Below are 26,084 nucleotides of genomic sequence, written 5' to 3'. Positions count from 1 at the left end.
GTGCTCAGGCACCGCCGTCGAGGATCTCGAAGGCGGTGGGCTCGTCGATGGCGCGCGAGAGCAGCGGCACAGCGTTCACCTTCACGTCGAAGTCCGAGAGCGCGCGGCGGTAGTACCCCGCCCCGTCCCACTCGGTGACCACCGTCCACAGGAGGGGGTCGTCGGCGGCGCGGCCGAGCCGGTGGCCCCGGAACCCGGGGCGGCGCGACAGCGCCGCCACGGCAGCGTCGGCGTCGGTTCGGAAGGCCTCGGTGTCGGCCTCGGGCACGGAGTATCGGGTGATGACGATCACCGCCCCATTCAACCGCAAGCCCGCGGCGGCCGCTCAGGAGGAGCCGAAGACCCGGTCCACGACGCGCGCGGCGGCGTGTCCGTCGTCCAAAGGACAGAACTGCTCCACGAACGCCCGGTAGCCGTCGGCGTGCCGGGCGGCCGTCTCGTCGATGTCCAGGAGGGCCTCGATCACCTGGTCGGACTCGGTCAGCAGCGGCCCGGGGGCGGTCTGTTCGAAGTCGAAGTAGAACCCGCGCAGGCGGTCCCGGTAGCTCGCCAGGTCGTAGGTGAAGAAGAGCATGGGCCGCCCGGTGTTGGCGAAGTCGAACATCATCGACGAGTAGTCCGTGACGAGCACGTCGGTGATGAGGAACAGCTCCATGATCTCGGGGTAGAGCGAGACGTCGTGGACGAACCCCTCGCCGACCACGGGCACGCTGTCGACGACCCGCGGGTGGCGCCGCACCAGCAAGACGTGGTCGTCGCCGAGTTTGTCGTACATCCGCCGCAGGTCCAGGTGCAGGTCGAGCTTGTGCTTGCCGCGGGTGTAGTACTTGTCGTCGCGCCAGGTGGGCGCGTACAGCACCACCTTCTTGCCCTCGGGCAGGCCGAGGCGGCGGCGGACGCGCGCGGCGATCCGATCCCTGTCCGGCGAGAAGAAGACGTCGTTGCGCGGGTATCCGGTCTCCAGGATCTCCCCCTCGAACCGGAACGCGCTGCGCAGGATGGGCGTGGCCCAGGGGCTCGGGGAGACCAGGTAGTCCCACTGACGCGTCTCCCAGGCGAGCTTGTCGAAGTAGTCGCGCGACTTGCCGCCGACGTTCTCCACGTCGAAGCCGATGCGTTTGAGCATCGACCCGTGCCAGGTCTGTACGACCACCTGGTCGGGGCGCTTGTGGAACCACGCGGGCTGGCGCGAGTTGGTCACCAGGTAGCGGGTGCGGGCCAGGGCCTCGTAGTACTCGCGCCCCTTGAGGCGGACCGGTGCGAGGCCCTCGGGCAGGTTCACCTGGCCGTCGGCGACCAGCCAGGACATCGGGTAGTGCTCCCACCGCTCGTCGGCGCGCAGCCGCGCGCAGATGCTCTGCGGGCTGTCGGAGTACTGGCGGCCGGTGTAGGAGTCGAAGAGGACGCCCTCGGTGAGAGGCTCGCCGCGCCAGCGAGGGTAGTCGGTCTCCCGGAGGCCGCGCTGGGCGAACGTACCGCGCTCGGCGGGGCGCAGGTCGCTGCCGACGGTGAGGACGGGGATACCCCGGCCCTGGTAGGTGAGGGTGTAGTCGCGCTGGTCGGTGCTCATCGCGATGGGCGGCTCGGCGATGAGGTCCTCGCCGTACTCCACGCCCGCGTCCACCGACGGCGCGGGGCCGGCACCGGTGGTCCTGCCCCACAGCCGGTAGGAGCCCGCGGGCAGGGACAGGGGGCCGGAGAGTGTGGAGGTGTCGGCCGGGGAGAGCCGGGCCGTGAAGCGGTGGCCGTCCCGGCGGGTGTCGAACACGTGCTCCTCGTCGCGCCCGCGGGCCTTGGCCACGATCCACAGTTCGGTGTCGGCGCCGAACTCCCCCTCCAGGACCAGGTCGCGCCCCTCCCAGCGGGCGCTGTCGACGATCGGGCGGGCCCGTCCGGCGCGCAGCCGCGCGTGTCCGGTGGGGGTGCGCTGGACGGCCAGCTCGCGCCGTGCGTCCCGCAAGGCGTAGGCGGTGGCGGCCACGCCGTCGGGCAGGACGAGGGGAACCGCCTCCGTACCGCCGAGGACCATGAGGGCCTCCCACTCCTCCTGGAGGATCGCGCCGCCGCACTCGTCCACGGCGCGGTCGAAGAGGGCCCGGGTGTCGACCCGGGCGGTGAAGCGGCCGTCCGCGACGGTGGCAGGGTGGACGGTCTCGGCGGTGCCGGGCGCGCGGGTCAGACGGAGTTCCCCCTGGGTGGCACCCGGCTCGCCCAGCAGTTCGCCGCGCAGTTCCAGGACGCCGGTGTCCGCATCGTGGCCGTGGCCGGTGATCCGGGCGCGCACCGGTTCGACGGCGATGACGAGGCGGCGGGCCGCGTCCCAGCGGGGGCGGATCCACAGATCCTCGGCCGCCTCGTGGCATCCGGGCCGTTCGGGCGGTCCGGGCACGGGGTGTGAGATGGTCTTGTGACGGACCAGGCCCCGGTTGAACACCGTCATCTCCACCGTCCACTCACCCGGCTCCCACCGGCCGCCGGTGCGCAGCCGTGCCGGGTCCAGGACCACGGTGAACCCGCCCCAGTCGTGGCGGGCGGCCTCGGGGACGTCGGGGAGGCGGTACTCGGCGGCCCGGCGCACCCGTACGGGAAGGCGGACGCGGCGGACACCCCGGGTATCGACGGCGTGGGCGGTCACGTACTGCTGCCACCGCTTGCGGGCGGGCAGGTGGGGCAGGCCGATCCGGCCGCTGATGTGCAGGCGGCCGTCCCTCCAGCGCACCTCCTCGGTCTTCTGTCTGGCGTGGAGGTGGTCGTCGAGCCGGTACACGTGGCGGGGGACGGCCTTGTCCGGGTCGGTGGACTCGAAGAAGGGGTAGCGCAGGTAGTAGGCGAGGCCGCGCCGGACGGCGGGGGCCTTCTTGATCTCGACGCTGCGCGCGAAGACGGCGAGTTCGGCGAGGTCGTCCACCCGGTCCCGGCGCACGAGGTGGTACATGAGCCGGTGCAGGGCGCGCAGGCCGTCGACGGTCTCCGGGGAGACGTGTTCGAGGTAGGTGCCGACCAGTTCGACCAGGGCGCGGCGAACGTCGGGGGCGGCCTCGTCGAGGTGTTTGAGCGCTCTGGCGAGTTCGCCTTCGAGGAGGGTGCGGTCCCACAGGTCGCGGTCGGTGGCGGCCAGACCCGCGGCGAGGGTGCCCGCGGCGACGAGGCGGCGGGCGAGGAGGTCGGCGTCGGGCACGGCCGGGTCGGCGTCGCGTTCGCGGATGAGCAGGACGGGGGCTGGGAGGTAGTCCACGGTGCGGGCGGACAGGACGGCTCGGCGCAGGGCGAGGTCGACGTCATCGGGGTGCAGGCCGTGGTCGGGCCACGCGTTCCAGAACTCCCCGCGCCAGAGCCTGTTGCCCAGGGCGGGGTCGGTGAGCAGGCCGGGAACGTGGCGGGGGTCCTCGGCGGTGCGGGGGCGGGCACCGTAGGCGCGGTGGGCCCGGGAGGGCGAGGCTCCGAGTTCGTTGAACCGGTGGGCCCCGCCCACCACGAGGTCGGAGCCGCTGTCGCGAGCCCCGCGGGCCAGGTAGGCGAGCGCGTATCCGGTGAGGGCGTCTGCCCCGTCCAGGAAGAGGAGGTGGGTTCCGGCGGCGGCCTCGGCCCCCCGGGCGCGTGCGGCGGAACGGTCGGAACAGGGCGCGCCGTCCAGGAGGCGGACCGTGAGACCAGGGGGCGATGCGGCGGCGAACGCCCTGGCGACGGCCATGGCGTCGCGCGGGGCGGACTCGACCGACTCGTCGTCGCCGTCGGTGTGCGCCGTCCCGGTGCCCGGGACGCCGGTGCCGGGCGGGATCACGGGGACGAGGACGGCCTCGGCCCGGGCCTGGGGGTCCGTACCGTCCTGGCGTGCCAGGGAGTCCAGGCAGTCCTGCAGGTGCGGTTCGGTGGCGTCGAAGGTCACGATGACGGTGATCTGGGGCACGGGAAGCGGCATCCTCCGAGGGGTCCCCGTCGCGGGGCGGCACTCTGACATCGGATGACCTCGTTACTTGTTCTCGGGGACACCCGTCCCATGAATGTAGTGGATCGCTTGCAGTGGATCGGTGATTCCGTGTCCGCGAGAATCCGGGGCGCGTTTCGGGCCCCGCACACATGGATCGGGCGGATCGCGGGTACCGTGCCCGTTGGGCGCCGGTCGATCCGGCTCGCGCAGGCCGCACTGGAACGAGGAACGCACGGCGATGGTCTCCCCCGAACACGGCAGCGGGCCGGGCCACGGCCCCGAACGGCCCCTGCCCCACGACGGCCCCGGTCGGGACCCGGGGCCCTCCCGGCTGCGGCACGCGGTGGAGCGGCGCAGCGCGGTCCTCCTGGTGTGGCTGAGCCGTATGCCGCGCTGGTTCACACCGCTGGTGCTGGGCGCCCTGTTCGTCTCGGGACTGATGGCCCCCTGGTGGGTCGGCGCGCCGTGCCTGGTGCTGATCCTGGTGTTCCTGGTGTGGCTGGCCTACCTGGGCTGGCCGGCCCTGGATCGGAGCGGGCGCGCCCCGCGCGTGCTCATGATCGTGGTCGTGGCGTTCCTGACCGCCGCCAGGCTCCTGGAATTCTGAGCGCGCGCGACCAGCTCCGGGAGCACCCGGACGCGTTTTGACAATCGTTTTCATTTTCCCGATACTGGTGGTGTGTCAGACCAGTTCAGGAGGGACGCCCCGCCGCCCGCAGACCCGCCCCCGGCAGCGGAGGCCCTGCTGCCGCGCCACCCGTCGGCCCCTCCCGCCTTCCGGATCGCCGACGCCCGTGTCGCCTACGACGGGGTCCCCGTCCTGGACGGGGTGAGCCTGGACCTCCACGCGGGCCGGACCACGGCCGTCCTGGGGCCCAACGGCTCCGGCAAGTCCACACTCATGCGCGCCATGCTCGGCATCGTGCCGCTCGTCTCCGGCGAGGTCCTCCTGCACGGCACCCCCCTGCGCCGGTTCCGGCAGTGGCGGCGCATCGGGTACGTTCCGCAGCGGCTCACGGCGGGCGGCGCCGTCCCCGCCACCGTCCGCGAGATCGTCGCCTCCGGTCAGGTCGCGACACGCGGCCGCCTGTCGTTCTTTCCCAGCCGCTCCGACCGGGCCGCCGTACACGAGGCCCTGGAGACCGTGGGCCTGGCCGGCCGCGCCCGCGACTCCGTGCGCGAACTCTCCGGCGGCCAGCAGCAGCGCGTCCTCATCGCCCGCGCCCTGGCCGGGCGGCCCGACACCTTCGTCATGGACGAGCCCATGGCCGGGGTGGACGCGGAGAACCAGAAGGCGCTGGCCGAGACCATCGCCCGCCTGCGCGGGCAGGGGGCCACCGTAGTCCTGGTCCTGCACGAGCCGGGTCCTCTGGAGGAGGTCATCGAACGCTCGGTGGTGCTGGACGAGGGCCGCATCGTCCACGACGGCCCCACGCCCCCGGCCACCGGCGCGTGCGCGCGCCCGGGCCACGAGCACCAGCACCCCCACCCCGACCCGAACGACCCCGACCCCTGGTCCGCCTCGGCGACGGCCCTGATCCGATTCGAGGTTCCCGGTCGTGACTGAACTGCTCCAGTACGAGTTCATGCGGCGCGCCCTCCTCGCCGCCGTTCTCGTGGGCCTGGTCACCCCGGTCATCGGCACGTTCCTCGTCCAGCGCCGCCTGGCTCTGCTGGGCGACGGCATCGGGCACGTGGCGCTCACCGGTGTGGCCCTGGGCCTGCTCACCAGTACCTCCCCCGTGCTCACGGCGGCGGTGGTGGCGACGGCGGGCGCCGTGCTCATGGAGCTGGTGCGGGTGCGGACCCGCGCCAGCGGCGAGGTGGCGCTGGCCCTGCTGTTCTACGGCGGCATCGCGGGGGGCGTGCTGCTGATCAACCTCACCCCCGGGGCGAGCAACGCGACCCTGACGTCCTATCTCTTCGGTTCGGTGAGCACCGTCGCCGAGGAGGACCTGTGGTTCGTGGCCGGGCTGACGCTCGGCGTGTTCGCCGTCGTGGCGCTGTTCGGCCGCGAACTGTTCGTGCTGTGCCAGGACGAGGAGGTGGCACGCGCCCACGGGCTTCCGGTGCGCTTCCTGAGCATCCTGCTGTCGGTGACGGCGGCGTTGACGGTGGTCATCGCCATGCGGATCGTGGGTGTGCTCATGGTCAGCGCACTGCTCATCGTCCCGGTGGCCGCGGCGCAGCAGTTGACCCGCAGCTTCCGGGTGACCATGGGCCTGGCCGTGGTGATCGGCCTGGCCTCCTCGGTGGGCGGTCTGACCACCGCCTTCTACGGAGACCTGGCACCGGGGGCCACGATCGTCATCCTGGCGCTGGCGGTATTCTGTGCGGCGGTCGCCGCGAGCGGTGTGCTGAACCGCCTCTCCAAGCGGCGGTCGGCGGCCAGCCGCGGTCCGGGGGACGGCCCTCTGGCGGATACGATGCCTGCGACCACGACCGGGGGAAGGGTGGAACAGTCATGAGTACGCGCCGTGAGACGGTCCGCCAGGCACTGACCGGGTCCACCGGGTTCCGCAGCGCCCAGGACCTGTACGCTGACCTGCGCGCCGAGGGCTCCAAGATCGGCCTGACCACCGTCTACCGGGCGCTCCAGGCGCTGAGCGAGACGGGCGAAGTGGACGTGCTGCGCACCAACGAGGGTGAGGCGGTCTACCGGGCGTGCGACACCGAGCAGCACCATCACCACCTGGTGTGCCGGGTGTGCTCCACGGCCGTGGAGATCGAGGGGCCCGCCGTGGAGGCCTGGGCCACCGAGGTGGGCACCCGGTACGGCTTCACCGGGGTGACACACACCGTCGAGGTGTTCGGCACCTGCGCCTCCTGCGCCTCCCGCTGAGCGGTGCCTCTCTGAGATCACCCGGGCTCCGGAACCGCGTGGGCGCGGTCCCCCTTCCGGGCGGGGGCACCGTGGCCGAGAGGCGCCTGCGGCCCGGGGCGGTCAGGGCTCGTCGTGGTGGTCGGTGCGCCGGCACGGCCGCAGCACGGGTCGTTTGGGGCCCAGGCCGTCGCCGGAGGAGCGGCCGCTGAGCCTGCGCCCGATCCACGGCACCAGGAACTCGCGCGCCCAGTGCAGGTCCTCCTGGCGCGCGGTGCGCCAGGCGCGGGGCTCGGGCGGCGGCCAAGGGGCGTCCCACCGGCCCGCCACCGGGACGCCCAGGACCTCGCAGGTGCGCAGGGCCACCCTGCGGTGCCCCTCCGGTGACAGGTGGAGGCGGTCCCAGCTCCACGCCCGCGGGTCGGACAGGCAGCCCATGCTCCACAGGTCCACGACGTCGCAGCCGTACCGGTCGGCGACGGCGCGCATGTGCATGTTGTAGGTGGCGATCCGGCCGCGCAGGTGGCGCATGACCGGCTGCCAGTTGGTGTCGAACCCGGTGAAGACGACCACGCGCGCACCGGTGGCGGACAGGCGCGCCACCATATCCTCGAACAGCTCCACCGTCCGGTCGGGGTCGGCTCCGGGGCGGATGATGTCGTTGCCGCCCGCGCACAGGGTGACCAGGTCCGGCGCCATCTCAGCCGCCGGCTCCACCTGTTCGTCCCTGATCTGGGCGATGAGCTTGCCGCGCACGGCCAGGTTGGCGTAGCGCACCTCGCCCACGTGGCCGGCCAGGTGCCCGGCCACCCGGTCCGCCCAGCCGCGGTAGCGTCCTTCGGGGACGGTGTCGCTGTCCGGGTAGGGGTCGCTCATGCCCTCGGTGAAGCTGTCACCAAGGGCCACGTAGGACAGGATGTCCTTCTGGGTGAGTTCACTGGTCCGAAAGCCGCTCATGGTACGCAATGATGCGACTCAGGGCCATAGTTACGCGACAGTAGGTTGGTCTTTTCGCTGCTTTTGCGCCTTATGTCACATTTTCGTCTGAGGCGGGGGCCGTCGGCTCAGCCGTGCCCTTGACCGTGATCGGCTCGGGGAACTTGGCGGTCACCGCGTCACCGGAGGACCTGCCCGTGAGTCGGCGCCCGATCCAGGGCCCCAGCGACTCCCTCACCCACACCAGGTCCTCCCTGCGCGCCTGGCGCCACCCGACCGGCTCCGCCTCCGGCCACGGCTCGTCCCAGCGCCGCTCCGTGGGCACGCCGAGCACCTCCGCCACCCGCAGCGCCAGCCTGCGGTGGCCCTCCGGGGACATGTGCAGCCGGTCCCCGTCCCAGGCGCGGGGGTCGGTCAGGACGCGCATCGACCACTGGTCGACCAGCAGGCAGTCGTGCCGGTCGGCGATGGCGCGCACGTTCATGTAGTAGCGCGCGAACAGGCCGATCGTGGTGCGCATGTAGCCGGTGGAGACGTTCACCCCGGTGAAGAGCAGCACACGGCTCCCGACGGCACGCAGCCGGGCCACCGTGTGGTCCAGCACCCGGGCCATGCGCTCGGGGTCTCCGCCGGGACGCAGCAGGTCGTTGCCGCCCGCGCACAGCGAGACCAGGTCGGGTGCCATCTCCACGGCCGCCGGAACCTGGTCGGTGACGATCTGGCGCATGAGCTTGCCGCGCACGGCCAGGTTGGCGTAGCGCACCTCGCCCACGTGGTCGGCCACGTGGGCGGCCACCCGGTCCGCCCAGCCGCGGAACTCCGTCTCCCCGCCCGGGGAGGGATCCCCCACGCCCTCGGTGAAGCTGTCCCCCAGCGCCAGGAACGACATCCCCGGCCTGACCAGGGGTGTCTCCTTCTCCCCCGTACGATCCGTCACTGGTCCTCCTCGGGTACCGGGTTGGGCACCGCCCCACCGTAGCGGCGGTCCCGGCTCGCGTAGATCTCACAGGCCCGCCACAGGTCGCGGCGGTCGAAGTCGGGCCAGAGCGTGTCCAGGAACACGAACTCGGCGTAGGCGGACTGCCAGAGCAGGAAGTTGGACAGGCGCTGCTCACCGGAGGAGCGCACGAACAGGTCCACGTCGGGCACCTCGGGCGCGTACAGGAGGCCGGAGATGTCGTCCTCGTCGATCCGGTCCGGTTTCAGCCGCCCGCCGGCGGCCTGGCGGGCCAGCTCGCGCACGGCGTCGGTGATCTCGGCCCGGCCGCCGTAGTTGACGCAGAACTGGAGGGTCAGCGCCGTGTTGTCCTTCGTCATCTCCTCGGCGTCGGCGAGCTCCTTGAGCACGCTCTTCCACAGCCGCCCCGTGCGTCCGGCCCAGACCACGCGCACCCCCCGGGCGTGCAGCTCGTCACGGCGGCGGCGGATGACGTCGCGGTTGAACCCCATGAGGAAGCGCACCTCGTCTGGGGAGCGCTTCCAGTTCTCCGTGGAGAAGGCATAGGCGGACAGGTGCTCCACACCGAGCTCCAGCGCACCCTCGATCACGTCGAAGAGGGAGGACTCGCCCGCCTTGTGCCCCTCGGTCCGGGGCAGGCCGCGCTCCTTGGCCCAGCGCCCGTTGCCGTCCATGACCACGGCCACGTGTCGGGGCACCAGCGCCGTCGGCAGCCGCGGAGGGCGGGCGCCGCTGGGGTGCGCGGCGGGCGGCGTGTAGTCCCGCCGGTGTCCGGGGTCGAAGCTGAACAGACTCAAGAACGCTCCACGTGGCGCAGTGATCGGATACCGTTCTCCAGGTGCCATTGCAGGTAGGCCGCGACCAGCCCGCTGCACTCGGAGCGGTGCCCTCCCTCACTGGCGTCCGCGGCCGGCCAGTCGCCTTCGAGCAGGGCCGACATCAGTCGGAGCGTCTCGGCGTGCGGGTGCACGGCGCCGTGGGGACGGCATACCGAGCAGACCATACCGCCGGCGTGGACCGCGAACGCCCTCTGCTCGCCGCGACTGCCGCATCGGGCGCACCCGCTCAGCGCCGGCGCGTATCCGGCCACGGCCAGTGAACGGAGCAGGTAGGCGTCCAGGACCAGCCGCGCGTCGTGCGTCCCCTCCCCCAGGACACGCAGGGCGCCGATGAGCAGAAGGAACTGGCGCAGTGCCGGGTCCTTCTCCACCGCGACGATCTTCTCGGCCGTCTCCAGCATGGCGGTGGCCGCGGTGTAGCCGGCGTAGTCGGACACGACCGCCTCGCCGTAGGCGCGGACCGTCTCGGCCTGGGTGATCACGTCCAGAGTGCGGCCCGTGTAGAACTGCGCGTCCACGTGGGTGCACGGTTCGAGGCGGGCGCCGAACCGCGACTTGGTGCGGCGCACCCCCTTGCCGACGGCGCGCACCAGGCCGGTGCGCCGGGTCAGGAGGGTGATGATGCGGTCCGCCTCGCCCAGTTTCTGGGTGCGCAGGACGACCCCCTCATCGCGGTAGAGACTCACAGCCCCCATTGTCGCGGATCGCTCGGACCTGCCACACGCGCGCCCATCACAAACCACAACGCAGTATTCTTTGTTACGATTTGGTCTTCCTTTCTCGGACATTTGCTCCGGCCCCATCAGCCAGGGCGGTCCCGGGAGAACGCTCCCGACACACGCGGTACCCGCACGGCCGCGATGTGCCCGAACCCGCACGGAGGGACAGCGACATGGCCCGAGGCCGCCGACGCAAGGGCAGAGCGTATGCCCGCAGGCAGCGCGGCAGACGCACGCGCCTGCCGCTCCTGACGGCGCTGACCGCCGTTCCGGTCGGGCTGGCCCTGGCAGCCACCCTGCTCTTCACCGGGGCCGGGGAGAGACTCGACCTGATCCAGACGGCCGCCACCGGGCTCCTGCCCTCCGGGGGCTCCGGGGAAGCCCCTCCCGAACAGGCCGCGGTACCCGACGCGGAGTTCGACGACGACTTCTTCGCCGCGCCCTCAGAGGCCGATCCGGCACCGACCGCCCGGCCCGAGCCCGCACGGCAGAGCGCCCAGGCCACCGTCTCCCCCTCTCCTCCGGAGGAGGACGGGGAACCGTCGGCGGACTCGGCGCGCGCGGAGGGCACCGGCGGCTCGGGAGGGGGCTCCGGTGGCGGTTCGTCGTCCGGCGGGAGCGGCGGCGGGGGGACCGGAACGAGCGCCCTGACCGACCGGGTCGTGGAGCTCACCAACGCCGAACGGGCTGCCGTCGGCTGCGACCCGCTGCGCGTGGACACGCGCCTGACGGCCGCCGCTCAGGAGCACAGTGAGGACATGGACGCGCGCGGCTACATGTCGCACTACAGCCCGGAGGGCGAGGGACCCGGCGATCGGGCCTCCCGCCACGGCTACGACTCCTGGGGCGCGGAGAACGTCGCCAAGGGTCAGACCAGCGCCGCGCAGGTGGTGGAGGCCTGGATGAACAGCGAGGGGCACCGCAGGAACATCCTCAACTGCGGCCTGGTCGCCCTCGGCGTCGGGGAGTCCGGCTACGCCTGGACCCAGCTCTTCGGCTGGGTGTGAACGCGCCGCGGCGCCTGTCCCCGCTGCGGGGACAGGCGCCGCGGCGTCGGGCCGGTTCCGGTCAGGCGCGGCCGATGACACTGCACACGGCCTTCAGCGAGGCCGTGGTGATGTTGTTGTGCACGCCCACGCCCCACAGGACGCGGCCGTCGACCTCGGCCTCGACGTAGGCCGCGGCCCGGGCGTCGCCGCTCTCGCCCAGGGAGTGCTCCACGTAGTCGATGACGCGGACCTTGAGGTCGACGTCGGTCAGGGCGTCGCAGAAGGCGGAGATGGGTCCGTTGCCCGTGCCGGACAGCTCGCGGATCTCGCCGTGGACCCGGACGTCGGCCTCGATGCGGTGGACTCCGTCCTCACCGGTGGCCGAGCGGTGCGCCAGGACCGCGACGGGACCGCTGTCCTTCAGGTAGGTGCCGGAGAAGATCTCCCAGATGCGCTCGGCGGCGCACTCGCCGCCCTCGGCGTCGGTGTGCTCCTGGACGACCCTGGAGAACTCGATCTGGAGGCGGCGCGGCAGGTCCATCGCGTGGTCGCGGTGCATGATGTAGGAGACGCCGCCCTTGCCGGACTGGCTGTTGACGCGGATGACCGCCTCGTAGTTGCGGCCCACGTCCTTGGGGTCGATGGGCAGGTAGGGCACGTCCCACGGGTGCTCGTCCACGGGCGTCCCGGCCGCCTCGGCCTCGGCCTCCAGAGCGGTGAAGCCCTTCTTGATGGCGTCCTGGTGGGAGCCGGAGAAGGCCGTGTAGACCAGGTCGCCGCCGTAGGGGTGGCGGGGCGCGACCGGGAGCTGCGTGCAGTGCTCGACGGTGCGGCGGATCTCGTCGATCTGGGAGAAGTCGATCCGCGGGTCGACGCCCTGGCTGAACAGGTTCAGGCCCAGGGTGACCAGGCAGACGTTGCCGGTGCGCTCACCGTGGCCGAACAGGCAGCCCTCGACGCGGTCGGCCCCGGCCATGACCGCGAGTTCGGCGGAGGCCACGCCGGTGCCCCGGTCGTTGTGGGGGTGCACCGACAGCGCCACGTGCTCGCGGCGGCTCAGGTTGCGGCTCATCCACTCGATCTGGTCGGCGTAGACGTTGGGGGTGGCACGCTCGACCGTGGCGGGCAGGTTCAGGATGATCTCGCGGCCCGGTCCCGGCTGCCAGACGTCCATGACGGCCTCGCAGACCTCCAGGGCGAAGTCCAGCTCGGTGTCGACGAAGATCTCGGGCGAGTACTCGTAGCCGACGTAGGCGCTCTCGCCCAGGTACTGGTCGATGAAGCGCATGACGTGGCGGGTGCCCTGGACGGCGATGTCCTTGCACCGCTCGCGGTCGACCTTGAACACCACGCGGCGGAAGGTGGGGGCGGTGGCGTTGTACAGGTGCACGGTGGCGCGCTCGGCACCGACCAGGCTCTGCACGGTGCGTTCGATCAGGTCCTCGCGGGCCTGGGTGAGGACGGAGATCTGTACGTCGTCGGGGATCAGGCCGTCCTCGATCAGCGACCGCACGAAGTCGAAGTCGGTCTGGCTGGCCGCGGGGAAGCCGACCTCGATCTCCTTGTAGCCCATCCGTACCAGCAGCTCGAACATCTCGCGCTTGCGTGCGGGGTCCATCGGCTCGATCAGGGCCTGGTTCCCGTCGCGCAGGTCCGTGGACAGCCAGCGGGGCGCCTCGGTGATGGTCTTGGACGGCCAGGTGCGGTCGGGCAGGTCCACCGGCGCGAACGGCGCGTAGCGGTGGAAGGGCATGGGTCCGGGCTGCTGCTGGGGCACCATAGGTGTTGTCTCCTCAGTGGGATGCTGGCATCTGGTCCGTGGTCGACCGGGGCAAGCCGAAGTCCCGCGGCGAGGGAGCCGACCTTCTAACGACCCCCGCCGCGGCCACTAAGGAGAAGCAGCTCACGCAGCATAACGGGGTTCACGCTAGCAGAACGGCCTCGGATCTCCTAAGCCGACGTCCACATGCTGGGACAACGCCCGAGGGGCCGCCTTGCTTCCGCCCCCCTCGGTGGCGGTGCTCACCGGAAGGGTCTGTACCATTTAGGACGAACCCTTCAGTGCTAGGGGGGTTGTAGAGGATTCCGCCGGCGGGACCCTGGGTGCGGCCAACACCCGAGCCCGCCGTCAGCCACGCGGATCACACGTAAGCCGTGGATGCGGCAGGGCCGGTACCGCCGGCGGGAACTCGTCTGCCGGGCGCTCCGTGCGCCCGTGTCGGCTCCTCACTCCCGGGAGTCCAGCCACCCGAAGCTCTCCCGGGTGGGAACGGTCTGCAGGTATTCCAGCGAGACCAGGCCCCGATACCCGCGGGCCCGCCCGTCGGCGACGGGTCGCTCCAGTGGCAGCGCCCCGGTCCCGGGCTCCCCTCGGCCCGGAGGGTCGGCGATCTGGACGTGCCCGAACTCAGCGGCGTGGCCGCGCACGACGGCGGCGACGCCGTCGCCGTTGACGGCCAGGTGGTAGAGGTCGGCGAGGAGGGCGAGGGCGTCGGCTGCGGTCCGCAGCGGACAGCCCTCGACGCCGCTCAGCGGTTCCCCCAGGACGGTCCCGCCGACGGCGGCCAGGACACGGGCGGCCACGGTGTTCTCTAGGGCGAGACGGTCCTGTTCGGCCGGGGGCAGCTCGGCGAACAGCGGGTGGCAGTTCACCGTGTGGTCCAGCGTGCGGCCCGTCCGCCCTCCCCACCAGGTCTTCGGTTCAGCGGAAATCCCATTCCACACGAACGGCGCGCCTTCGGTGCGACCCCGCCGGCCACGCCCTTTTCCGGCGGAACACTCTGTGGGATCATCCAACCCATCCGGAGGATGGAGACCAGTCATGCCCGAGCCCGCCGCGAGACCGCGGACCGACCCCGGCCTCGCCCGCCTCAACGCCCTGCCCCCGGAGAGTCTGCGCGCGGAGCTCGCGCGGTGCCTGGACGTGGAGCGCTGGGTGGCGGCGGTCGCCGCCGCGGCGCCCTACCGCGACCGGCACTCCCTGCGGGAGCTGGCCGACCGGCAGGCCGCAACGCTCACCGGCGGGGAGGTCTCGGCCGCCCTCGCACGGCACCCCAGGATCGGGGAGCGGCCGCGCGGTGAGGGCATCGAGGCCGCGTGGTCGAAGGGCGAGCAGTCGGCCTTCACCGCGGATCCCGGTGACGCCGCGCGGCGGGTCCAGCGGATCTTCGCCTTCGCCCAGGGCGAGTACGAGGAGCGGTTCGGGCGGATCTACCTGGTCTGCGCGAGCGGCCGTTCGCCCCGCGAACTCCTCTCCGACCTCGTCACACGGCTGGAGAACGACGAGGGCACCGAGCTCTCCGTGATCGGCGGCGAGCTGCGCAAGATCGCCGGCCTGCGCATCGAGAGACTCCTGGACGGTACATGAGCCACGTGACCACGCACATCCTCGACACCGCTTTGGGACGGCCCGCGCGCGGCGTACCCGTCCGCCTGGAGTCGACGGCCGGGGACGCCCCCTGGGAAGGCGTCGCCGAGGGGCGCACCGACGGCGACGGCCGCGTCGCCGACCTGGGCCCCGACCGTCTGCCCACGGGCCGCTACCGGATCGTGTTCGACACCGCGGCCTACTTCGCCGCCACCGGTCAGCGGGGCCTCTACCCCGAGGTGGCGGTGGTGTTCGAACTGGCCGAGGCGGAGGAGCACTACCACGTGCCGCTCCTGCTGAGCCCCTTCTCCTACTCCACCTACCGGGGTTCCTAGAACCGCGCACCACCAGCCGCGTACGCACCGGAACGGAGCACGCCCCGATGGGGATCAGACTCGGAGACAACCAGTACGGCAAGGCGGAGGTCCGCCTCGTCCACGTGGACCGCTCGACCGCCGTCCACCGGATCAAGGACGTCAGTGTCACCTCGCAGCTGCGCGGCGACCTGGAGGCGGTCCACACGGTCGGCGACAACAGCACCTGCCTGCCCACCGACACACAGAAGAACACGGTCTACGCCAAGGCCCGCGAGTGGGGCGGCGTGGGGGCGGTCGAGGACTTCGCACTGCGCCTGGCCCGGCACTTCGTCGACGAGCACCCCTACGTGCACGGCGCGCGCCAGGAGGTGCACGAGTACTCGTGGGACCGCATCGCCACCCCCGGGGGGCCGCACGATCACGCTTTCACGCGCCGGGGCGGCGAGACGCGGACCACCGTCGTCACCAAGGACGGCGACCGGGAGTGGGTGGTCTCCGGTTTCGAGGGGCTGACGGTGCTCAAGACCACCGGTTCGGAGTTCCGCGGCTATCCGAAGACGAGGTACACGACGCTCCCGGAGACGGGCGACCGCGTCCTGGCCACGGACGTCACGGCGCGGTGGCGCTACACCCGCACCGGCCTGCCCTTCGACGAGCTCTACGCGTCCGTGCGCGCGGCCTGTCTGGAGGCGTTCGCCGACACCCACAGCCTCGCCCTCCAGCAGACGCTGTACGCCATGGGCGAGGCGGTCTTGGAGCGCCGTCCCGAGATCGCGGAGATCCGCTTCTCCATGCCCAACAACCACCACATCCTGGTGGACCTGGAGCCGTTCGGCCTGGACAACCCGAACGAGGTGTTCTTCGCCGCCGACCGGCCCTACGGCAGGATCGAGGCCGCCGTCGAACGCGACGACGCCCCGGATCCCGGCCAGGCGTGGCGGGCCGTCCCCGGCTTCGTCTGATCCGGGGCGGTGCGGTTCCCGATCCGGACACCGCACCGCCCCACGTGCGTATATACTAGATATCATTCTGTATATACAGGAGTCCGTGATGACCAAGGTCCTGATCGACATCGACGACGAGTTCCTGAGCAGAGCTTCCGAAGTCCTGGGAACGACGACGAAGAAGGACACGGTGAACACCGCACTCCGGGAGACGGCGGAACGCCTTGAGAGGGCACGTGCCCTCGCACGCATCCAGGAACTCGCAGCCGAGGGCGCGATCGAGCTCGACGTACTCATGGACAAGAGGAACTACCGCCGGTGACCCCGGCGTCCTATCTCGCCGATACCAGCGCCCTCGCACGCATCCTCGCCAAACCCGCGGAGTACGAGCATTGGAACCAGGCCATGGTTCACGGGGTCGTCGCGGTGTGCCCCCTCACTGAACTCGAACTCCTGTTCAGTGCGCGATCACAACCGCACCGCGCCGAACTCGCCACGCTGTTCAACAGACTCCTTCTCCCCATCGACCTGGACGACAGGGACTACAGGCGCGCATGGCAGATCCAGGAACTTCTCACCTCTCAAGGCGAGCACCGCAGCGCGGGACCCGTTGACCTGGTCGTGGCGGCGTGCGCGGAACTGCGCGGTCTCACCCTGGTCCACTGCGACGGGGACTTCGAAACGATCGCGCGGCTGACAGGACAGGGCACCCATAGGGTCTCCGGCTGAGGCGGCGGTCCCGGGTGGTCCCGGGACCGCCGGCGGCTCAGGCTCCGGCCAGGGTCGGGTAGTCCGTGTACCCGCGGTGGTCGCCGCCGTAGAAGGTGGCGCGGTGCGGCTCGTTGAACGGCCCGCCCGCCCTGATCCGCGCGTCCAGGTCGGGGTTGGCCAGCCACGCCGTGCCCAGCGCGACCGCGTCGGCCAGCCCCTCCTCCAAGACCTTCGCGGCGGGGGCCGTGTCCATCTTGGAGCCGGTGTTGAGGACCAGGGTGCCCTTCCACTCCTTGCGCAGCCGCTCGGTGAGTTCGCGCGCGCCCGTCTCCATGATGTGCAGGTAGGCCAGGTCGGAGCGGTGCGCCAGCGCCGAGAGCAGGGTGAGGTACTGTCCGTCGGTGTCGCTCTCGGTGATGCCGTTGAAGGTGTTGCCCGGGGAGATGCGCAGGCCCGTACGGTCGGCCCCGATCGCGTCGGCCACGGCGTCGACGGCCTCCACCGCGAAGCGGGACCGGGCGGAGGCGCTGCCGCCGTAGGCGTCGGTGCGGTGGTTGGCGCCGTCGGCCAGGAACTGGTGGACGAGGTAGCCGTTGGCGCCGTGCACCTCGACACCGTCGAACCCGGCGGCGACCGCGTTGCGCGCCGCGGCGGCGAAGCCGTCGACCGCCTCGCGGATGTCGTCGGCGGTCATCGCTCGCGGGACCGGGTGGGGCACCATCCCCGAGCCGTCGAAGAGGGACTGGCCGGAGGCGATGGCTGAGGGGCCCACGGGAAGCCCGCCGTCTTCGTACAGGCAGGGGTGGCCGACCCGGCCCGAGTGCATGAGCTGGGCGAAGACGCGGCCGCCCCGGTCGTGCACGGCGCCTGTGACGCCCCTCCACGCCTCCACCTGCTCCTCGGAGTGCAGTCCGGGCGTGAGGATGTAGCCCTGGCCGCGCACGGTGGGCTGGATGCCCTCGGTGATGATCAGGCCGGCCGAGGCCCGCTGCGCGTAGTACTCGGCGACCACACCGTCGACGCGCCCGCGCTCGTCGGCGCGCGAACGGGTCATCGGCGCCATGAACAGGCGGTTCGGCAGTTCGTACCGGCCGACCGTGACGGGGCGGAACAAGTCACTCAAAGCTTCTCCAGACAGTAATGAAAGGGACTATTCTCCCACTGGTTCCACGGTAGAAAGCGCGGCCCCCGGACCGCGCACCGCCCCCGCACGCTCAGCCGCGCTCCAGCAACCGCCCGGCCGCGGCCCCGGCGACGACCTCCTCGCCCCGCAGGAAGGTACGGCGCACCCGCCCGTACAGTTCCAGGCCGTCGTAGGCGCTGACCGGGTTCCGGTGCGCCAGTTCACGCGCGTCCACCCGTACCCGGGCCTCCGGGGCCACCACCGCGAAGTCGGCGTCATACCCCCGGGCGAGGGCGCCCTTGCCCACCACCCCGGCGACCCGGGCCGGCCCCGAGGACATCCACCGGACCACGTCCTCCAGCGGCACCCCCCGGCGCCGGGCCTCGGTCCACACCGCGGGAAAGCCCACCTGGAGCCCGGAGACCCCGCCCCACGCGGTCCCGAAGTCGCCCGTGTCCAGGTCCTTCAGGTCCGGTGTGCTGGGCGAGTGGTCACTGACCACGCAGTCGATCAGCCCGTCCGCCAGCGCCCGCCACAGCAGATCCCGGTTGGCGCTGCCCCGGATGGGCGGGCAGCACTTGAACCGGGTGTCCCCGGCGGGGACCGCCTCGGCCTCCAGCACCAGGTAGTGCGGGCACGTCTCCACAGTGAGCGGCACCCCCTCCTCCCTGGCACGGGCGATGAGCGGGAGCGCACCGGCGCTGGACAGGTGCAGGACGTGCGCCGCCACACCCGTGCGGCGCGCGGTCTCGACGACCAGCGCGATCGCCTCGTGCTCGGCCTCCTCGGGACGCGACGCGAGGAAGGCGGCGTAGTCGCGCCCGGCGGCGGCCGGGGCCGCCTCCAGCACGGCGGGGTCCTCGGCGTGCACGATGAGCCGCCCGCCGAACCCGGCGAGGGCCTCGGCCGCGGTGCGCAACTGCTCGGGCGACAGGTGGCCGAACTCCGCCACCCCCGACGGCGACAGGAAGGCCTTGAACCCGTACACCCCGCTGGCGTGCAGGGCCTCCAGCACCCCGGTCGCCCCCGGAACGCTGTTCTCGGGGACCGCACCGCCCCAGAAGCCCACATCCACCGCCACCCTGCCCTCGGCGGCGGCGCGCTTGGCCGCCAGCCCCTCCACGGTGGTGGTCGGCGGCACACTGTTGAGCGGCATGTCCACGATCGTGGTCACACCCCCCAGCGCGGCGGCCCTGGTGGCACTGGCGAACCCCTCCCACTCGGTGCGGCCGGGCTCGTTGACGTGCACGTGGGAGTCGACCAGCCCCGGTAGGAGCACCTCGTCGTCGGCGAGGACGACCTCCCGCGCCCCGGGGAACCGGCGGCGGGCCTCCTCGGCGGCGTCGGAGCCGAGCACGTCGATGATGACCCCGTCCCCCACCAGCACGGTGGCCGGGCGCACCCCCTCAGGGGTGACGGCGCGGGGGGCGCGGACGACCAGTGTGCGGGCGGTCACGCCTCCTCCTGTCCCACGCGACGGGTGGCCAGGCCCAGCAGGAGGGCGGGGTCCACACCGGCGGCGGCGATCTCGTCCTCGTCCAGAGCCCCGCAGCGCCACCCGTTGACCAGAGTCGAGGCCAAGGCCTGGGCGGTGGCGGGCTCATCCACCACCGCCGAACCCGCGCGCGCCGGCCCCAGGTAGTCCCGGAGCCGGGCCGCCGCCGGCGCGAACGCCTCGCGGTAGAAGGCGTAGACGGCCAGGAAACGGGTGGGCAACTGGTGCGGGTGCACGTCCCAGCCCTGGTAGTAGCCGCGCTCCAGCGAGCGCCGGACCAGCCCGGCGTGCAGCCGCCACGCACGGTGGACCTCGGCACGCTCCCCCACCGGCAGGACGTTGCTGCCGCCGTCGGAGAGGAACACGCCGCGGCCCGCCGCGGCGACCTGCATGACCGCCTTGGCGTGGTCGGCCACAGGATGGGCCGGGCCCTGGTGGGCGGCGGTGACGCCGCACGCCGCACTGTAGTCGTAGGTGCCGTAGTGCAGGGCGCTCACCCGGCCGTCACCCGCGCCGATCATGCGGGCCACGGCGGCGGTCCCGTCCGGGAGCAGGACCGACTGGGGCGTCTCGACCTGCACCTCGAAGTGCAGCCGCCCCTCGGGGAGGCCGAACCCCCGTTCCAGGCGCCCGCACAGCCAGACCATCGCCTCGACCTGCTCGACCGACGTGACCTTGGGCAGGGTGAGGACGAACTGCTCCGGCAGGGCCCCGAGCCGGTCCAGGAGCGTGCGCAGGACGAGGGTGAGGCTGCGGACCCCGCGGCGGCGCCCGGCCGCCTCCATCCCCTTCGCGCGGATGCCGAAGGAGGCGGTGGCCGCCCCCGACGCGACGTCGGCGGCGAAGGCCTCGGCCGCCGCGACCGCGTCGGCGTCCTCGGCCCCGTCGTCGCGGGCACCGTACCCGTCCTCCAGGTCGGCGCGCAGGTCCTCCACCGGTTCGTCGGCAAGCTTGGCGCGGACCCGTGGCAGCGCCTCGGCGACGGCGGGACCGCTGAGCCCGATGGCCGCGGCCAGGTCGTCGGCGGTCGGCGCGTACTCGTCGAGCGCGGCCAGGGCGCGCCGCCCCCAGTCGGCGGCCAGTCCGGGGCGGACCCGGTCGGCGGGGACGTAGACGGTGTGCACCGGCTGGCGCCGCGTGGGCGCGCCGGGGTAGTCGCGGGCGAGCCGCGTATCGGCCTCGGCCAGGCGCGTGTCGAGCCCGGCTGCGAGCTCGTCCGGGGACAGGGGATCGTCCGCTGCCACGTCACTGCTCCTCTCTGCGGCGTCCGATGGGCCACGGTCCGCGGAATCCGTTACCCCGCCATGACGCTCCGTGCTATAGAAGACTCAGGTGATGGGATGTGGTTTTCGTATCGCAGAATAGCCACCATCGACCTGACGCGGCCTTCGACAGGGAGCAGGACTCGTGCCAGCCTCGCAGACCCCCCGGACGGACCCCCCGTCCCACCCCGAGGACACCGGCGGGCGCGGGCGCCCCGGCGTGCAGTCCCTCGAACGCGCCTTCACCCTGCTGGAGATCATGGCGGAGTCGGGCGGCGAGGCCTCCCTCAGCCAGCTCGCCGACTCCTCCGGGCTGCCCCTGCCGACCATCCATCGCATCATACGTACCCTCGTCGGCGACGGGTACGTACGCCAGCTGCCCTCGCGCCGCTACGCCCTGGGACCGCGGCTGATCGGCCTGGGCGACCGGGCCGCCCAGATGCTCGGCACCTGGGCGCGGCCGCACCTGTCCCGCCTGGTCGACTCCCTGGGCGAGACCGCCAACCTCGCCATGCTCGACGGCGACAAGGTCGTCTACGTGGCACAGGTGCCCTCACCGCACGCCATGCGCATGTTCACCGAGGTCGGTCGACGCGTCCTGCCCCACTCCGCCGGTGTGGGCAAGGCACTGCTGTCACAACTGGAGGAGGACGAGGCGCTGGCCACCGTCGGCCGCACCGGCATGCCCGCGGCCACCGACCGCACCATCACCGATCCCGAGGCGTTCGCCGCCGAACTTCGGCGCATCCGCGAGCGCGGCTACGCCGTCGACGACGGCGAGCAGGAGCTCGGCGTGCGCTGCGTCGCGGTCCCGGTGGAGGGCGCACCCTCCCGGGTGGCCGTGTCCGTCTCCGGACCCGACCGGCGGGTGACCTGGAATTTCGTCAAGCGCGCGGCACCGCTAGTCCAGGAGGCGGCCCGCGCGCTGGCCGCCGACCTCACCCAAAGGCGTTAGAGCGCGAGGGCGCCGCCAGTGTTCTGCGAGACGAGCCAAGCCGCAGCGAGGAACGAGCCGGGAGGGACCGCGCCGCAGGCGTCCGTTGAGGGCGGTGGCGGGCGGCGAAGAGGCCGGTTCCCCGCGCCGCGAGCACCGTCCCGAGCCTGCGAGGGACCATAAACACAGCCTAGGTCTGCTGGTCGAAGCCCAGCCTGCGCAGTTGCTTGGGGTCGCGCTGCCAGTCCTTGGCCACCCGCACACGCAGGTCGAGGAAGACCTTCCGGCCGAGCAGGGCCTCGATCTGCTTGCGCGCCCGCGAGCCGACGTCGCGCAGGCGCGACCCCTTCGACCCGATGACGATCGCCTTCTGGCTGGAGCGCTCCACGTACAGCGAGGCGTAGATGTCCACCAGGTCCTTGTCGGGCCTGGTGTCCTCGCGCTCGCTCATCTCGTCCACGACCACGGCGATGGAGTGCGGAAGCTCGTCGCGCACGCCCTCCAGCGCCGCCTCCCGCACCAGTTCGGCCACCAGCATCTCGTCGGGCTCGTCGGTGAGGTCGCCCTCCGGGTACAGCGGCGGCCCCTCCGGCAGGTGCGAGCACAAGACGTCGGCGACGGTGTCGACCTGGAAGCCGCCCCGCGCGGAGACCGGGACGATGTCGTCCCAGTCCCCCAGGCCACTGACCGCCATGAGCTGTTCCCCCACGGCCCCCTTGCCCGCCAGGTCGGTCTTGGTGACCAGAGCAACCACCGGGGTGTCGGTCTGCTCCGCCAGTTCCCTGGCGATGTAGGTGTCCCCGCGGCCGATCGGCTCGTTGGCGGGCAGGCAGAAGGCGATCACGTCGACCTCGACCAGGGTGGACCGCACCAGCGAGTCCAGCCGCTCCCCCAGCAGGGTGCGGGGCTTGTGCAGACCGGGCGTGTCCACGACGATCAACTGCGCGTCCGGCCGGTGGACGATCCCGCGCACCGTGCGCCGCGTGGTCTGCGGCCGGTTGCTGGTGATCGCCACCTTCTGGCCGACCAGGGCGTTCATCAGTGTGGACTTGCCGACGTTGGGGCGGCCCACGAAGCAGGCGAACCCGCTGCGGAAGCCCTCCGGATGGGGGGGCATCTCCAGCGGAAGCCGCAGCTTCTCCAGGTCGAGGTCGTTCATGTCGTCTTTTCTCAGCGCCGGGTGATGCTCGCGGGCACCCCGTCAGGGGCGGCGATCACCACCACCTGGGTCTTCAGGTCTTCCGCGACCGCGCGGTCGTCCTCGGTCAGTTCGCCCGCCGCGGTCACGACGACCGCCGCCTCCAGGGCCGCGGCCTCACCGGAGACCGCCGCAGCGACGGCGGCCTGGAGGGCGGAGAGGCGGAGCGAGGGCAGCTCCACGGTCGTGGCGACGTAGGTGCGCCCGGTCTCGTCGCGCACCGCCGCGCCCTCGGCCGCGGCGTTGCGGGCCCGTGAGGCCCGTGCGAGGGTGATGAGCTTACCGTCCTCGGGTCCCAGACCCGTTTTGTCCGTCACTGCTCCGTGCTCCTTACGTCCTCGTCCTGGCCGCCGGTCTCCTCCGGCAGCCGTTCGACCAGCACCGTGGTCAGCCGGTTGCGCCGTCCCCCGCGTCCCTCCACGGTGAGTCTGAGTCCAGCGTATTGCGCCCGGGCACCGCCCACCGGCACCCGGCCCAGAACGAACCCGACGAGTCCGCCGACGGTCTCCACGTCGGGGGTGTCCAGGTCGTGGTCGGGGAAGAGTTCGTCGAGCTCCCCCAACGGCAGCCGGGCGGTCACGCGCACCCGGTCGGCGTCCAGCCACTGCACGGGAGGGATCTCGTGGTCGTACTCGTCGGTGATCTCCCCGACGATCTCCTCGACGATGTCCTCCAGGGTCACCAGCCCCGCCGTGCCGCCGTACTCGTCGATGGCCACGGCGACGTGGTTGCGCTGCTGCTGCATCTCGCGCAGGAGTTCGTCGATGGGCTTGGTGTCGGGGACGTAGGTGGCGGGACGCATCACGTCCGCGGCGACCAGGCCCGCTCCGGCCCCGTCCGGCGCGGCGGTCCAGCGGTCGTGCAGCCGGTCCACCACGTCCTTGAGGTAGACGATGCCGACCACGTCGTCCTCGTCCTCGCCCGTGACGGGGATGCGCGAGTAGCCGCTGGCCAGGGCCAGCGACAGGACGGCATCGGCCTCGGCCTCGCGGCCGGTGAACACGATGTCGGGGCGCGGCACCATCACCTCCCGCACGGAGGTGTCGTCGAGTTTGAACACCGAGTGGATCATCTGCCGCTCCTCGGGGTCGATGACCTCCCCCTGCTCGGCTAGGTCCACGAGTTGGCGCAGTTCGACCTCGGTACTGAAGGGGCCCTCACGGTCGCCCTTGCCCGCCGGGGTGAGCGCCCGGCCCAGGCCCACCAGCAGTTCGGCGACCGGGCCCAGCACGACCTGGACGGGGTGGAGGACGGTGGCGCTGGCACGGGCGATCGGCGCGGCGAACTGGCGGCCCAGGATGCGCGGGGCGATCGCGACGAACACGTAGTCGCCCACCACGAGGACCACGAGCGCCAGCAGGAAGGCCGGCCAGCCGGCCCCGAACAGGAGCACGGCGGCCAGAGCCGCGGACAGGGCCGCGCCCACCTCCGCGACCACGCGCAGGAACAGCAGGACGTTGAGGTGGCGGGTCGGGTCGGCGGACACGCGCTCCCAGCGGGAGCGGGCGGCCCGCGCGGCTGGGGGACCCGCCACCCCGACGGGGGCCTCCCTGGTCACAGCGACCTCGGCCGCGGCCAGGAACCCGGCCCCGGCCGTGAGGAGGGCGGCCACCGCGCACACACCGGCCCACAGGACCGGGTCCGCGGCGGCCGACGGAAGCGCGCCTGGCGAGGAGGCGAGGTTCATCGCCCCGCTCCCCCTTCGTCGGCGGCCTCGCGCTCGCGCCAGGCGGCGAGGATCTCACCCTGGAGGCCGAACATCTCCTTGTGCTCGTCGGGTTCGGCGTGGTCGTAGCCCAGCAGGTGCAGGATGCCGTGCGTGCACAGCAGGTCGATCTCCGCCTCCGTAGAGTGCCCGGCTTTCTGGGCCTGCTGCTCAGCCACCTGGGGGCAGATGATCACGTCTCCGAGCACCCCGGGCTCGCTGGTGCGTCCGGGGCCGCCGGGGCGCAGTTCGTCCATGGGGAAGGAGAGGACGTCGGTGGGGCCGGGTTCGTCCATCCAGCGCACGTGCAGGTCCGTCATCGGCTCCTCGTCCACCAGGACGACCGACAGTTCGGCCAGCGGGTGGACGCGCATGGCGTCGAGCACGTGCCGCGCCAGGCGGGAGAGCCGCGCCTCGTCCACGGTGGTGAAGCCCGACTCGTTGGCGACGTCGATGCTCATCTTCTGGTTCTGCCTCGCTTGGGGATCGTGGTGTCCGGACGGCAGGTCCGCCCGGTGCGCGCGCGAGCCCGGGCCGGCGTCCCCGCCGACCCGGGTGTCGCTGACCCTATGGTCTCAGTCCGACGCCGGTGCCTCGCCCGGCGCGTCGGGGGTGTCCGGGCGCCCGCGCCGGTCGGAGGGGCCGCGGGAGCGGCCGGTCCGCGCGGCGTCGTAGCGGCCGTAGGCGTCGACGATCTGGCCGACGAGCCGGTGCCGGACCACGTCCTCGCTGGTCAGGCGACAGAACGCGATGTCGTCGATGTCACGCAGGATGTTCTCGATCGTGCGCAGCCCGCTGGCCTGGCCGCCGGGGAGGTCGACCTGGGTGACGTCGCCGGTGACCACGATCTTGGAGCCGAAGCCAAGGCGGGTGAGGAACATCTTCATCTGCTCGGGCGAGGTGTTCTGGGCCTCGTCGAGGATGATGAAGGAATCATTCAGGCTTCTACCCCGCATGTACGCCAGGGGGGCGACCTCGATCGTCCCGGCCGACATCAGTTTGGGGATGGAGTCGGGGTCGAGCATGTCGTGCAGCGCGTCGTAGAGCGGCCGCAGGTAGGGGTCGATCTTCTCGTAGAGGGTGCCCGGGAGGTAGCCCAGCCGCTCGCCCGCCTCCACGGCGGGGCGGGTCAGGATGATCCGGTTGACCTCTTTCCCCTGGAGCGCCTTGACCGCCTTGGCCATGGCCAGGTAGGTCTTGCCGGTGCCCGCCGGACCGATACCGAAGACCACGGTGTGCCGGTCGATGACGTCGACGTAGCGCTTCTGGTTGAGGGTCTTGGGGCGGATGGTCCTGCCCCGGTTCGAGAGGATGTTGGTGGTGAGCACGTCCGCGGGGCGCTCGGTGCCCGGCGTACGGAGCATGTGGACCATGCGCTCGACGGTGTCGGGCGTGACGTGCGTTCCGCTCTTGGCGAGTTCGATGAGCTCCTCGACGAGGCGGACCACGATCGCGGTCTCCTCGGGCTCCCCAGTGATGGTGAACTCGTTGCCGCGCACGTGGATGTCGCTGGAGAAGGCCCGCTCCAGCGCCCTGAGGAGCTGGTCCCCCGAGCCCAGCAGACTGACCATCGTGTGCTCGTCCGGAACCACGACCTTGACCTGCGTGTCCTGTCGCGGTTGCGTGTGCGTTGACTCGGCCATGGTGCGGCCTTGCGGCCAGCGTCCCACCCTTCGATCCGGCCCCGCCCGGTGGGGCGGGGATCGCCTGCGTGCGGTGCCGGGACCGGCACCGACCTGGCCCTTCACCGGTTTCCCGCTCGGCTCACCGGCCCCATCGGACCACGGCACGAGTCTACCAACGCGGCCCGGCCGACCTCGATCGCTTTTTCGAGGTCG

The 26,084-nt window shown here is 72.1% G+C and carries 26 protein-coding genes and 1 pseudogene; 11 read left to right on the top strand and 16 right to left on the bottom strand.

Going from position 1 to position 26,084, the window contains the following annotated elements:
• Positions 1-4: 4 nt before the first annotated feature.
• Both B042_RS0104505 and B042_RS0104500 read right to left on the bottom strand, forming a co-directional pair.
• Positions 5-292 carry an antibiotic biosynthesis monooxygenase gene (locus tag B042_RS0104505; protein WP_028647250.1) on the bottom strand — a complete coding sequence of 96 codons (288 nt, stop codon included), beginning with the start codon at positions 290-292 and terminating at the stop codon, positions 5-7.
• Between the two features lie 33 nt (positions 293-325).
• A complete protein-coding gene (locus B042_RS0104500) occupies positions 326-3,907 on the bottom strand; it encodes a CDP-glycerol glycerophosphotransferase family protein (protein WP_028647249.1) in 3,582 nt (1,193 codons plus the stop codon).
• A gap of 259 nt (positions 3,908-4,166) precedes the next feature.
• Between B042_RS0104500 and B042_RS0104495 the strand changes: the two genes are divergently transcribed.
• The 4 genes from B042_RS0104495 (at position 4,167) to B042_RS0104480 (ending at position 6,770) form a co-directional block, all read left to right on the top strand.
• Positions 4,167-4,535 (top strand): DUF6703 family protein, encoded by a 369-nt coding sequence (locus B042_RS0104495; RefSeq protein ID WP_028647248.1) that lies wholly within the window; start codon positions 4,167-4,169, stop codon positions 4,533-4,535.
• Between the two features lie 135 nt (positions 4,536-4,670).
• Positions 4,671-5,495 (top strand): metal ABC transporter ATP-binding protein, encoded by an 825-nt coding sequence (locus B042_RS0104490; RefSeq protein WP_028647247.1) that lies wholly within the window; start codon positions 4,671-4,673, stop codon positions 5,493-5,495.
• Positions 5,488-6,396, top strand: coding sequence for a metal ABC transporter permease (locus B042_RS0104485; RefSeq protein ID WP_028647246.1), 909 nt, complete (start codon positions 5,488-5,490; stop codon positions 6,394-6,396). The genes B042_RS0104490 and B042_RS0104485 overlap by 8 nt, the downstream gene beginning before the upstream one ends.
• A complete protein-coding gene (locus B042_RS0104480; RefSeq protein ID WP_028647245.1) occupies positions 6,393-6,770 on the top strand; it encodes a Fur family transcriptional regulator in 378 nt (125 codons plus the stop codon). The genes B042_RS0104485 and B042_RS0104480 overlap by 4 nt, the downstream gene beginning before the upstream one ends.
• A gap of 102 nt (positions 6,771-6,872) precedes the next feature.
• Here B042_RS0104480 and B042_RS0104475 read toward each other — a convergent pair whose 3' ends face one another.
• The 4 genes from B042_RS0104475 to recO form a co-directional block, all read right to left on the bottom strand.
• A complete protein-coding gene (locus B042_RS0104475) occupies positions 6,873-7,706 on the bottom strand; it encodes an SGNH/GDSL hydrolase family protein (protein WP_036553853.1) in 834 nt (277 codons plus the stop codon).
• A gap of 70 nt (positions 7,707-7,776) precedes the next feature.
• Complete coding sequence (locus B042_RS21950) at positions 7,777-8,574, bottom strand: SGNH/GDSL hydrolase family protein (protein WP_051415467.1); 798 nt, start codon at positions 8,572-8,574, stop codon at positions 7,777-7,779.
• A gap of 44 nt (positions 8,575-8,618) precedes the next feature.
• Positions 8,619-9,440, bottom strand: coding sequence for an isoprenyl transferase (locus tag B042_RS0104465; protein ID WP_028647243.1), 822 nt, complete (start codon positions 9,438-9,440; stop codon positions 8,619-8,621).
• Entirely contained in the window at positions 9,437-10,168 is a 732-nt protein-coding gene (gene recO, locus B042_RS0104460; protein ID WP_028647242.1) for a DNA repair protein RecO, read from the bottom strand. The genes B042_RS0104465 and recO overlap by 4 nt, the downstream gene beginning before the upstream one ends.
• 206 nt (positions 10,169-10,374) lie before the next feature.
• On the opposite strand from recO, the gene B042_RS0104455 reads away from it, so the two are divergent.
• Positions 10,375-11,208: a CAP domain-containing protein gene (locus B042_RS0104455; RefSeq protein ID WP_028647241.1), complete on the top strand. Its 834-nt coding sequence runs from the start codon at positions 10,375-10,377 to the stop codon at positions 11,206-11,208.
• Between the two features lie 61 nt (positions 11,209-11,269).
• Here B042_RS0104455 and leuA read toward each other — a convergent pair whose 3' ends face one another.
• Positions 11,270-12,970, bottom strand: a complete 1,701-nt coding sequence (leuA, locus tag B042_RS0104450; RefSeq protein WP_028647240.1) for a 2-isopropylmalate synthase — start codon at positions 12,968-12,970, stop codon at positions 11,270-11,272.
• 446 nt (positions 12,971-13,416) lie between these two features.
• A pseudogene (locus tag B042_RS21945) lies at positions 13,417-13,809 on the bottom strand (hydroxypyruvate isomerase); the annotation flags it as partial.
• 202 nt (positions 13,810-14,011) lie between these two features.
• Here B042_RS21945 and B042_RS0104440 point away from each other — a divergent pair.
• The 5 genes from B042_RS0104440 to B042_RS0104420 all read left to right on the top strand — a co-directional run bounded on the left by B042_RS0104440 (position 14,012) and on the right by B042_RS0104420 (position 16,547).
• Positions 14,012-14,557 (top strand): 2-oxo-4-hydroxy-4-carboxy-5-ureidoimidazoline decarboxylase, encoded by a 546-nt coding sequence (locus tag B042_RS0104440; RefSeq protein WP_028647239.1) that lies wholly within the window; start codon positions 14,012-14,014, stop codon positions 14,555-14,557.
• Entirely contained in the window at positions 14,554-14,892 is a 339-nt protein-coding gene (gene uraH / locus B042_RS0104435) for a hydroxyisourate hydrolase (RefSeq protein WP_028647238.1), read from the top strand. The genes B042_RS0104440 and uraH overlap by 4 nt, the downstream gene beginning before the upstream one ends.
• Positions 14,893-14,939: 47 nt before the next feature.
• Positions 14,940-15,836: a factor-independent urate hydroxylase gene (gene pucL / locus B042_RS0104430; RefSeq protein ID WP_028647237.1), complete on the top strand. Its 897-nt coding sequence runs from the start codon at positions 14,940-14,942 to the stop codon at positions 15,834-15,836.
• 88 nt (positions 15,837-15,924) lie between these two features.
• The gene (locus B042_RS0104425) at positions 15,925-16,140 is read left to right on the top strand and encodes a type II toxin-antitoxin system VapB family antitoxin (RefSeq protein WP_028647236.1); all 216 of its coding nucleotides are present in this window, start codon (positions 15,925-15,927) and stop codon (positions 16,138-16,140) included.
• Complete coding sequence (locus B042_RS0104420) at positions 16,137-16,547, top strand: PIN domain nuclease (protein WP_028647235.1); 411 nt, start codon at positions 16,137-16,139, stop codon at positions 16,545-16,547. Before B042_RS0104425 ends, B042_RS0104420 begins: the two co-directional genes overlap by 4 nt.
• Before the next feature lie 37 nt (positions 16,548-16,584).
• On the opposite strand, the gene B042_RS0104415 is transcribed toward B042_RS0104420, so the two are convergent.
• From B042_RS0104415 to B042_RS0104405, 3 genes are all read right to left on the bottom strand, one after another.
• Positions 16,585-17,652 carry an alkene reductase gene (locus B042_RS0104415; RefSeq protein WP_028647234.1) on the bottom strand — a complete coding sequence of 356 codons (1,068 nt, stop codon included), beginning with the start codon at positions 17,650-17,652 and terminating at the stop codon, positions 16,585-16,587.
• A 91-nt stretch (positions 17,653-17,743) separates the two neighbouring features.
• Positions 17,744-19,108 (bottom strand): allantoinase AllB, encoded by a 1,365-nt coding sequence (gene allB, locus B042_RS0104410; protein ID WP_028647233.1) that lies wholly within the window; start codon positions 19,106-19,108, stop codon positions 17,744-17,746.
• Positions 19,105-20,391: a DUF6986 family protein gene (locus B042_RS0104405; protein WP_028647232.1), complete on the bottom strand. Its 1,287-nt coding sequence runs from the start codon at positions 20,389-20,391 to the stop codon at positions 19,105-19,107. The genes allB and B042_RS0104405 overlap by 4 nt, the downstream gene beginning before the upstream one ends.
• Positions 20,392-20,629: 238 nt before the next feature.
• Between B042_RS0104405 and B042_RS0104400 the strand changes: the two genes are divergently transcribed.
• A complete protein-coding gene (locus tag B042_RS0104400; protein WP_028647231.1) occupies positions 20,630-21,364 on the top strand; it encodes an IclR family transcriptional regulator in 735 nt (244 codons plus the stop codon).
• A gap of 169 nt (positions 21,365-21,533) precedes the next feature.
• On the opposite strand, the gene era is transcribed toward B042_RS0104400, so the two are convergent.
• The 5 genes from era to B042_RS0104375 form a co-directional block, all read right to left on the bottom strand.
• On the bottom strand, positions 21,534-22,502 hold the full coding sequence (gene era / locus B042_RS0104395; RefSeq protein ID WP_028647230.1) for a GTPase Era: 969 nt from the start codon (positions 22,500-22,502) through the stop codon (positions 21,534-21,536).
• A gap of 11 nt (positions 22,503-22,513) precedes the next feature.
• Positions 22,514-22,858, bottom strand: a complete 345-nt coding sequence (locus B042_RS0104390; protein WP_028647229.1) for a hypothetical protein — start codon at positions 22,856-22,858, stop codon at positions 22,514-22,516.
• The gene (locus tag B042_RS0104385; protein WP_028647228.1) at positions 22,855-24,228 is read right to left on the bottom strand and encodes a hemolysin family protein; all 1,374 of its coding nucleotides are present in this window, start codon (positions 24,226-24,228) and stop codon (positions 22,855-22,857) included. The genes B042_RS0104390 and B042_RS0104385 overlap by 4 nt, the downstream gene beginning before the upstream one ends.
• Complete coding sequence (gene ybeY, locus B042_RS0104380) at positions 24,225-24,707, bottom strand: rRNA maturation RNase YbeY (protein WP_028647227.1); 483 nt, start codon at positions 24,705-24,707, stop codon at positions 24,225-24,227. The genes B042_RS0104385 and ybeY overlap by 4 nt, the downstream gene beginning before the upstream one ends.
• 114 nt (positions 24,708-24,821) lie before the next feature.
• On the bottom strand, positions 24,822-25,889 hold the full coding sequence (locus B042_RS0104375; protein ID WP_028647226.1) for a PhoH family protein: 1,068 nt from the start codon (positions 25,887-25,889) through the stop codon (positions 24,822-24,824).
• Positions 25,890-26,084 lie beyond the last annotated feature (195 nt).

The organism is Nocardiopsis sp. CNT312, from assembly GCF_000515115.1.
Taxonomy (GTDB): Bacteria; Actinomycetota; Actinomycetes; order Streptosporangiales; family Streptosporangiaceae; genus Nocardiopsis.
Note: the sequence above shows the minus strand (reverse complement) of the source record. Positions and strands in the feature narration are given on the sequence as shown.